Below are 8,834 nucleotides of genomic sequence, written 5' to 3'. Positions count from 1 at the left end.
AACATCGGCTTCAAAAAACGTCCTGTATGCGAAATTTCAACTTCAGGGACTTGCTCAGGTGTACCTTCAGCAATAATCTGACCACCGCCTGAACCACCTTCTGGGCCTAAGTCGATAATCCAGTCTGCGGTTTTAATCACATCCAGATTATGCTCAATCACCACAATGGTATTCCCTTTGTTGCGTAGCTCATGCAAGATATCAAGCAGCTTGGCAATATCATGGAAATGTAAACCTGTGGTTGGCTCATCCAGCACATAGAGGGTTTTACCTGTATCACGTTTGGCCAATTCACGTGCCAGTTTGACTCGCTGTGCTTCACCCCCTGAAAGTGTGGTCGCAGCCTGACCCAAACGAATATAACCTAAGCCCACTTGAGTCAGTGTTTCCAAACGGCGGTGAATCACAGGAATGGCATTAAAAAATTCTGCGCCATCTTCCACTGTCATCTCTAAAACATCAGAAATATTTTTACCTTTATAGGTGACTTCCAGCGTTTCACGATTATAGCGTTTGCCATGACAGGCATCACAAGGCACATACATGTCAGGTAAAAAGTGCATGGCGACTTTAATCATGCCATCGCCTTCACACACTTCACAGCGACCGCCTTTCACGTTAAATGAAAAACGTCCTGCGGCATAACCACGTGCTTTGGCTTCAGGCGTTTGCGCAAATAATTCACGAATTGGAGTAAATAAACCCGTATAGGTTGCAGGATTCGAGCGTGGTGTACGACCAATTGGACTCTGATCGATATCCACGACTTTATCCAGATGTTGCAACCCATCAATCGAATCAAATTTTTCTGCGGTGAGTGTGGTTGCACCATTCAATTGTGTTGCAGCTAATGGCAACAAAGTACGGTTAATTAAGGTCGATTTACCTGAGCCTGAAACCCCTGTGACACAGGTCATAATGCCTAAGGGAATGGTCAGATCGACATTTTTTAGGTTATGACCTGCTGCGCCACAAAGCTTGATTTTCTGATCAGGTGTAGGGGATTGCAAACGTTGTTTGGGCACTGCAATTTTTAAAGCGCCTGATAAATATTGACCTGTCAGCGAGTCTGGATGATTAGCCAATTCTTGATAGGTTCCTTCGGCGATGATTTCACCGCCATGTATACCCGCACCTGGCCCAATATCAATAATATGATCGGCAGCACGAATCGCATCCTCATCATGCTCCACCACCAGTACGGTATTGCCAAGATCACGCAAGCGAATCAGGGTTTGTAGTAAACGATCATTATCACGTTGATGTAGACCAATGGAAGGTTCATCCAGTACATACATCACGCCCATTAAACCAGCGCCAATTTGTGAGGCGAGACGAATACGCTGCGCTTCACCACCTGAAAGCGTTTCGGCTGAACGTGCTAGACTCAAATAATTGAGTCCGACACTGACCAAAAAGTGTAAGCGCTCACGAATTTCTTTAAAGATTTTATCGGCAATTTCACCTTTGGCACCGTCAAGATTTAAGTCCTGATAATAGCTTTCTGCATCACCAATCGACATGCTGGTAATGTCAGCAATGGTTTTATCCTTGACTTTGACATGGCGTGAAATTTCATTCAGACGTGAACCGCCACAGGCATCACAGGCAGCATTGGATAAATATTGTGCCAAATCATCACGTACATAATTACTTTCAGTTTCACGATAACGGCGTTCCAGATGGGTAATTACGCCTTCAAACGGAATGACGCGATTATGTTTGCGACCTCGCTCATCGATATAACTCAGGTCAATTTTTTCTTTGCCTGTGCCATATAAAAATTTCTTTTGGGTGTCTTTGTCCAGTGTGTTCCACGGTTCATCCAGTGAAAAACCAAAATGTTCCGCGACTTTTTGTAGCATGGAATAATAATACGGACGTTGACGATCCCAACCGCGAATTGCACCTTGGCTTAAGGATAAATCTGGACTTGGAATCAATTTTTCTGCGCTAAAATGACTACGTGTTCCCAAACCATCACAGACAGGGCAGGCACCAAAAGGATTGTTAAACGAGAACATACGCGGTTCAAGTTCGGCTACGGCGCGATCACATTCAGGGCAGGAATGCTTCGCGGAAAACACCCGATCAGGTTGTTCGGCTTTCATCCACGACAAAATGGCCAGATCCCCGCCTAAACGCAACGCCGTTTCAAAAGATTCAGCAATCCGATTGCCCAGATCGTCTCGCACTTTAAAACGATCCACGACCACTTCAATGGTATGTTTTTTCTTTTTATCTAGTTCTGGTGGGCTATCAATATCAACAATCTCACCATCAACACGTGCGCGCACGAACCCCTGACCTTGCAGTTGTTCAAACAGTTGTGAATATTCACCTTTACGTTCGCGAACTACGGGCGCCAGTAGCATCAAGGCTGTGCCTTCTTCCAGTGCCTTAACCGCATCGACCATTTCAGACACGGTTTGCGCGACCATCGGTAAATCATGTTCAGGACAATAAGGCGTACCGACACGGGCATAGAGTAGACGTAAGTAGTCATAAATCTCGGTAATCGTCCCGACCGTTGAACGAGGATTGTGGCTGGTGGATTTCTGTTCAATCGCAATCGCAGGACTTAAACCCTCAATGGCATCCACATCAGGTTTTTCCATTTGCGATAAAAACTGACGTGCGTAAGCGGATAGCGATTCGACATAGCGACGCTGACCTTCAGCATATAAGGTATCAAAGGCTAAAGAGGATTTACCTGAGCCTGAGAGTCCCGTAATCACCACAAACTTATCGCGTGGAATATCGAGAGACACGTTTTTTAAGTTATGGGTACGCGCACCTCGAATACGGATATGACTTTGGCTCATAAAATGATCCTAAACGAATTTTAAAAAGGTATATATGATAGCGCATGAAAAATGTTCAAGCATGAAATTTACCATTTTATGCGTCAATTTGTGTCGGCAGAAAACAAACAGAATAAACTTTTATACACATGAAGATAAATCCGTTATATTTAGAGTTCTAAAAATGAACTTGATCAAAAAATAGGATCATCATCATGTTGGCTAAAATACTGATCACACTTATTGCATTGTTACATGTGTATATCTTGATACTCGAAATGTTTTTATGGGATCAGCCTTATGGACTCAAGGCATTTGGGAATACGCTAGAAAAAGCACAACTCACCAAAGTTCTGGCACAAAATCAGGGTTTATATAATGGTTTTCTAGCCGCAGGACTCATTTGGTCACTGTTTGCTCCTGCAAGTTATGCAGTGCCTTTGGCCACTTTCTTTTTGAGTTGTGTGTTGGTGGCAGGGATCTATGGCGGACTTACAGCAAGTCGCAAAATTATTTATATTCAGGCAATACCTGCATTGCTTGGCTTACTGGCTGTGTACTTATTATAAAAATCTTATGGAAACTGGACCAAGCGAATAAAAAAAAGCACAACTTAAGCTGTGCTTTGGAGTCAATTGGGAGACAGTTTTTGTAATTGTTATTCTTTAGCAAGCCATTGCAAACTCACGTTCAAAAATAGACTCGACTTGTTCAAAGGCAATGCGTTTGGGTTGATTATGCTGTGAAAAAGAGTAATGGATGACCTGTGCTTCTAATTGTGATAGTAATTGTTCATAATCTTGCTCAAAATGCTCTATATCCATCAAATCAACACGCTTGGGATGGTTGCAATTGTATCTGGCAATAAAATCCAGCATCAATTTTTGTATTTTTCGGTTGGTAAAATAAATCAAATAGGTTGCTGCTGAACCACAATGTAAACAGCCTTTATTGATATAAATTTCTTCGTTTGTATACCAGCATTGGCGCAAGGTAATCATGGTATTCATCGCCTCACTACCTTGAGTTTCTATCAGCATTATGTTCTCCCACACGGTCGTGCCATAAATATTCAAGTTAAGTAAATAATAATCATTATCAAATAAGAATGCTTGAACTTGACCAAAATTGCAAGCCAAATTTGTAAAATTGCATCCTAGATTTTGAGTTGAATACCGCTAGGCTTCTATTTTTTTACGAGAAAAAGGAGTAAGTTCAATAGCATTGTTCCAGTGTTCTTTGTCTCATGATTGGGTTGTTTTTTAAATGCGCCTTAGGTGCGGCTGTGGTATTACTGATTTCTTTATTATCCAAAAGCCGATCGTTTTATATTGCGGGTTTGGTTCCGTTATTTCCCACTTTTGCACTGATTGCGCATGTGATTGTATTTGGGCAACAAGGCGCTGAAGCGTTGCGCAAAACAGCGTTATTTGGATTGTGGTCGCTGATTCCCTATGCCATTTATCTTGGAACGGTGTATTACCTTGCAGATCGGGTTTCGATTAGCATGTGTCTCAGCTTTGCAACATTGGCATGGGTATTGGCTGCGGCAATTTTGTTATATGGCTGGACGTCTTTTTATTCTGCTTAAGGCTTGAGGTTGAAAATACAATGTTTATTGTCAGCTTAAATTATATCAAACCCCTCAATGAAGTTGATGCATTGATCCAGCCACATATTGACTGGTTGAACCGATATTTTGCGGAAGGTCTTTTTATTAGTGCGGGGCGCAAACAGCCACGTACTGGTGGTGTAATCTTGGTCAAAACCATGCCTCGTGAACAACTTGAGCATATTCTACAACAAGATCCTTTTCAGCAAGTTGCAGACTATCAGATTACAGAAGTTACTTTTTCCAAGACGGGGCCGGAGTTTGAGCAACTTCTAAATTGCTGATCGAAGCGATATACCTCCATCAGCATGTAGTGGAATATTCTCAAACGATGTTAAAAGAGAGGCGTCATTGTGTGAGCCCCATCCATTGTCGTTGCTGATAAGCACTATCCCAAAACAACCATTCTAGTTTTGCACCCATGGTATAGGCTGCATGCATTTTGGCTTTGGTGTCATCGTCACAACGCGCCGCAACTTTATCGACCGTGGCAATCACATTGCGCACAGCAGTGTGAAACTCTTCTGCCGAATAAGTATCAATCCAAGCCTGATATGGATTATTCACCACTGATTTTTCTACGATATCTTTACCCACTTTCGCATAAATCCAGAAACAGGGTAACAACGCGGCTAAGACCACTGGATAACTTTCAGACCATGCTGTCGCGGTTAAAAATGAAGTATAGTGATGACAGGCAAGTGTCAGCGGCGTGCTTTCAAATTGCTGTTTGCTAATGTCAAAATGCTGCATAAAGTCATTGTGTAAACTGCGTTCTACGATAATTGCGATTTTGGCCGCTTCAGCGAACTGAATCACATCATCTGCATCAAAAGCCTTTGCTGCGGCAACTGCCAAAGCACGACCATAGGCCAATAAATAATGTGCATCCTGAATCACATAATGACAAAAAGCATCGGCAGATAAAGTTCCTGCGGCAAGCTCCTGATTAAATGGAAGATTCAAGGTTTTTTGGTAAAGTTCAATATTATTGTGCCAAAGTTCCTGGGTAAAACTCATCTGTTTTGCTCTAAATTCTAAAGATCATCCGCCCAGACTATAACAAAATTTTGTTATGCGTAGCCGTAGAGATACTTTATTAATTTTGCCTTAAGATTTTACTAAAAAATGATAAAAGTCATCTGCAAGCACACTGAAAACGCGCATAATATGCAGCGAAATCCTAATTTTAATATTTTTGATTCAGGGCGCGCATGAAGCATTTCCGTTTTTCGATTTTTTTTACCGTGATTTGTTTGGCTTTGTCAGCTTATTGGGGCTATACCCATGGGCCAGAGGCGGGCATTTCGACGATGTTTAAAGCCCTAACCATTACTGCAATCCTAGCGGTGATGGAAGTGTCTTTGTCTTTTGATAATGCCGTGGTCAATGCTTCAGTATTACGTAACTGGGATCATTTCTGGAAAATGATATTTTTAACGGTGGGTATTCTGGTTGCCGTATTTGGTATGCGTTTGATTTTTCCAATCGTGATCGTTGCGGTGACCGCCGATATGGGAATGTTGGAAGTAGTACAAATGGCGCTGAATGATCCTGCGACGTATTCACAGCGTTTAATGGAGCATCATCCTGAAATTGCCGCCTTTGGTGGAACATTCTTGTTGATGGTCTTTTTAAACTTCTTCTTTGATGATGGCAAAGATACTCACTGGTTTAGATGGTTAGAATCCAAGCTCTCGCATTTAGCCAGTGTTCCTGCGATGTCGGTATTTATTGCGCTTATTGCCTTGCTGATCATGTCTGCACAAGTGACAGATGAAAAACGTCTGGTGGTGACCATGGCGGGGATTTGGGGCTTAGTAATCTATATTGGAGTTCAAGTACTCAGTCACTTACTAGGCGGTGAACCTGAAGTGGATGAAGAAGGTAATGCAGTCAAGCATGATGAAAATGGTGCAGTGACGGGAGTGGTAAAAGCTGGTTTCGGTGGATTTTTATATCTTGAAGTTTTAGATGCTTCATTTAGTTTCGATGGTGTGATTGGCGCATTTGCGATTACCAGTGATGTCGTAATTATTATGCTAGGCTTGGCCATTGGTGCGATCTTTGTGCGTTCCATGACGATCTATTTGGTGGAAAAAGGCACACTAGATGCCTATATCTTCCTTGAGCATGGTGCGCATTATGCGATTGGGGCACTGGCTTTTATCATGCTTGCCAGTGGTACGGGTGTCCATGTTCCAGAAGTGGTGACGGGTTTAATTGGGGTGGCATTTATTGTTTGGGCGGTGATTGCCTCGATTCAATATCGCAAGCACCAACCATCGAGTTAAGCAAATTTTCAGTCTAATCAACTAAATTAGCAGGGTGTTTTTACACCCTGCTTGGTTTTATGTTCACAAGAAATTGAAGGAATGTAGCGAAGTTTTGATGTGAATACCCTATAATTTGTACAGGTTAAATTCAGCGTAATAAGATGATGAATGCTATAGAACGTCGCTCAACTTTTGCATTAAGCAGTATTTTTGCCCTGCGAATGTTGGGATTGTTCATGATTATCCCCGTGTTTTCTATCGCAGGTCAGTCTTACCAATATGCAACACCTGCGTTGATTGGCTTGGCTGTGGGTATTTATGGTCTAAGTCAGGCGATTTTACAGATTCCATTTAGCCTTTGGGCAGACCGTTTTAGCCGTAAACCCCTCATTATTTTAGGGTTGGTACTTTTTGCACTGGGTGGTGCCATTGCAGCAATGTCTCATACCATTTATGGCGTGATTATTGGACGTGCGATTGCAGGCGCAGGAGCTGTATCAGCCGTGGTTATGGCACTCCTGGCCGATGTTACCCGTGAAGAACAGCGGACTAAAGCCATGGCGGTGATGGGCATGAGTATTGGTCTGTCTTTTGTTATCGCGTTTAGCTTAGGGCCGTGGTTGACCAGTCAGGTGGGCATCTCTGGTTTATTTTGGGTCACCACGATCATGGGGATTGCAGCTATTTTTATGTTGATGCTGGTGCCGAAAGTCACTCGACATCATCGTAATTTTCGCCAAGGTTATCTGGCACAGCTCAAACAAGTCATCCAGATGGGCGATTTAAATCGACTGCATGTTTCGGTTTTTTCACTGCATTTACTGCTGACAGCCATGTTTATCTATGTACCATCTCAATTGATCGAGTTTGCCAATATTCCTTTAGCTAAACACGGGATGGTGTATTTACCGCTTTTGGTGATTAGTCTGTTTTTTGCGTTTCCTAGTATTATTGTTGCGGAAAAATATCGCAAAATGCGTGGGATTTTTCTAACAGCAATTTTGGGCATTATTGCAGGTTTACTGATTTTAATTTTTGGCTATGAGTCCAAATATATTCTGTTATTAGGGCTAGGTTTATTTTTTATTGCCTTCAATGTCATGGAAGCACTGTTACCCTCATGGTTATCCAAATCTGCGCCGCTTCAGTCTAAGGCCACCGCGATGGGGATTAATGCCAGTAGCCAGTTTTTAGGGGCATTTTTTGGGGGGGTGCTGGGTGGTCAGCTTTTAATGTTACATAATACTTCGCTTGGTTGGAGTATTTTGGCTGGCATTGCTATGATCTGGTTGCTGATTAGTTTTGGTCTGGCGCAGCCTCGTTATTTATCTTCAATCGTATTGCCCTTACCTGAATTAAAACAAACAGATGAATGGACTTCAAAACTATTGGCGATTCGTGGTATTGAAGAAGTGGTGGTGATGGCTGAGCAAAAAGTAGCGTATATTAAAGTTGATAAGCAGGTGATTGATGATACTGGGCGACAACATTTAACGCACTTGATAGGCTCAGAGGTAGCCATTTAAGCATAACTCTTATAAAGTAAAACACAGAAATACATAGGAAGAAATTAGCTAATGCGTGGTGTGAATAAAGTTATTTTAGTTGGTACTTTAGGACGTGATCCAGAAACCAAAACTTTTCCAAATGGAGGTTCGCTGACTCAGTTTTCAATTGCGACCAGTGAATCGTGGACAGATAAAAATACAGGTGAGCGTAAAGAACAAACCGAATGGCATCGTATTGTCTTGCATAATCGTTTAGGGGAAATTGCACAGCAATATTTGCGTAAAGGATCAAAAGTTTATATTGAAGGTTCTTTGCGTACTCGCCAGTGGACGGATCAAAACGGACAGGAACGCTATACCACTGAAATTCGTGGTGAGCAAATGCAGATGTTGGATTCTCGTCAGCAAGGGGATCAGGCAATGGGCGGTGGCAATGATTTTAATCAGCCACGTTTTAATAATGCTCCACAACAGTCTGGCTATGGTCAAAGTAATGGCTCTAATCAGGGTAACTATGCCAATAATTCTTCTGGCGGTTATGGCAATGCGGGCAATAATAATCCAGGCGGTTTTGCGCCAAAAGCACCTGCTGCACCAGCGCCTTCTGATTTGGATGATGATTTACCGTTCTAGT

Annotated in this window: 9 protein-coding genes; 6 read left to right on the top strand and 3 right to left on the bottom strand. The window is 42.4% G+C overall.

What is annotated here, in order from left to right:
• The coding region (gene uvrA / locus JR005_RS04120) for an excinuclease ABC subunit UvrA (RefSeq protein WP_218665605.1) at nt 1-2,825 on the bottom strand (2,825 nt) is incomplete at its 3' end.
• A 194-nt stretch (nt 2,826-3,019) separates the two neighbouring features.
• Between uvrA and JR005_RS04115 the strand changes: the two genes are divergently transcribed.
• Nucleotides 3,020-3,373, top strand: a complete 354-nt coding sequence (locus tag JR005_RS04115) for a DUF1304 domain-containing protein (RefSeq protein ID WP_104794764.1) — start codon at nt 3,020-3,022, stop codon at nt 3,371-3,373.
• A 96-nt stretch (nt 3,374-3,469) separates the two neighbouring features.
• Here JR005_RS04115 and JR005_RS04110 read toward each other — a convergent pair whose 3' ends face one another.
• Nucleotides 3,470-3,844 carry a hypothetical protein gene (locus tag JR005_RS04110; RefSeq protein ID WP_218665604.1) on the bottom strand — a complete coding sequence of 125 codons (375 nt, stop codon included), beginning with the start codon at nt 3,842-3,844 and terminating at the stop codon, nt 3,470-3,472.
• 206 nt (nt 3,845-4,050) lie between these two features.
• Here JR005_RS04110 and JR005_RS04105 point away from each other — a divergent pair, with 206 nt between their 5' ends.
• Nucleotides 4,051-4,395 carry a GlpM family protein gene (locus JR005_RS04105; protein ID WP_218665603.1) on the top strand — a complete coding sequence of 115 codons (345 nt, stop codon included), beginning with the start codon at nt 4,051-4,053 and terminating at the stop codon, nt 4,393-4,395.
• 20 nt (nt 4,396-4,415) lie between these two features.
• Nucleotides 4,416-4,700, top strand: coding sequence for a YciI family protein (locus JR005_RS04100; protein WP_151814310.1), 285 nt, complete (start codon nt 4,416-4,418; stop codon nt 4,698-4,700).
• A gap of 64 nt (nt 4,701-4,764) precedes the next feature.
• Here JR005_RS04100 and tenA read toward each other — a convergent pair whose 3' ends face one another.
• Nucleotides 4,765-5,436 (bottom strand): thiaminase II, encoded by a 672-nt coding sequence (gene tenA, locus JR005_RS04095; RefSeq protein ID WP_218665602.1) that lies wholly within the window; start codon nt 5,434-5,436, stop codon nt 4,765-4,767.
• 194 nt (nt 5,437-5,630) lie between these two features.
• Here tenA and JR005_RS04090 point away from each other — a divergent pair, with 194 nt between their 5' ends.
• The 3 genes from JR005_RS04090 to ssb all read left to right on the top strand — a co-directional run bounded on the left by JR005_RS04090 (nt 5,631) and on the right by ssb (nt 8,833).
• The gene (locus tag JR005_RS04090; RefSeq protein WP_004994476.1) at nt 5,631-6,710 is read left to right on the top strand and encodes a DUF475 domain-containing protein; all 1,080 of its coding nucleotides are present in this window, start codon (nt 5,631-5,633) and stop codon (nt 6,708-6,710) included.
• 143 nt (nt 6,711-6,853) lie between these two features.
• Nucleotides 6,854-8,218, top strand: a complete 1,365-nt coding sequence (locus tag JR005_RS04085; protein ID WP_218665601.1) for an MFS transporter — start codon at nt 6,854-6,856, stop codon at nt 8,216-8,218.
• 51 nt (nt 8,219-8,269) lie between these two features.
• Entirely contained in the window at nt 8,270-8,833 is a 564-nt protein-coding gene (gene ssb / locus JR005_RS04080; RefSeq protein WP_125269376.1) for a single-stranded DNA-binding protein, read from the top strand.
• Nucleotide 8,834 lies beyond the last annotated feature (1 nt).

The organism is Acinetobacter sp. Colony158, assembly GCF_019264745.1.
Classification (GTDB): domain Bacteria; phylum Pseudomonadota; class Gammaproteobacteria; order Pseudomonadales; family Moraxellaceae; genus Acinetobacter; species Acinetobacter ursingii.
Note: the sequence above shows the minus strand (reverse complement) of the source record. Positions and strands in the feature narration are given on the sequence as shown.

Bases quoted from the DNA above. Each gene is read 5' to 3' on its own strand.
- JR005_RS04090 (WP_004994476.1), top strand. From the start codon at position 5,631: ATGAAGCATTTCCGTTTTTCGATTTTTTTTACCGTGATTTGTTTGGCT.
- ssb (WP_125269376.1), top strand. From the start codon at position 8,270: ATGCGTGGTGTGAATAAAGTTATTTTAGTTGGTACTTTAGGACGTGAT.
- JR005_RS04110 (WP_218665604.1), bottom strand. From the start codon at position 3,844: ATGCTGATAGAAACTCAAGGTAGTGAGGCGATGAATACCATGATTACC.
- JR005_RS04105 (WP_218665603.1), top strand. From the start codon at position 4,051: ATGATTGGGTTGTTTTTTAAATGCGCCTTAGGTGCGGCTGTGGTATTA.
- tenA (WP_218665602.1), bottom strand. From the start codon at position 5,436: ATGAGTTTTACCCAGGAACTTTGGCACAATAATATTGAACTTTACCAA.
- JR005_RS04100 (WP_151814310.1), top strand. From the start codon at position 4,416: ATGTTTATTGTCAGCTTAAATTATATCAAACCCCTCAATGAAGTTGAT.
- JR005_RS04085 (WP_218665601.1), top strand. From the start codon at position 6,854: ATGATGAATGCTATAGAACGTCGCTCAACTTTTGCATTAAGCAGTATT.
- JR005_RS04115 (WP_104794764.1), top strand. From the start codon at position 3,020: ATGTTGGCTAAAATACTGATCACACTTATTGCATTGTTACATGTGTAT.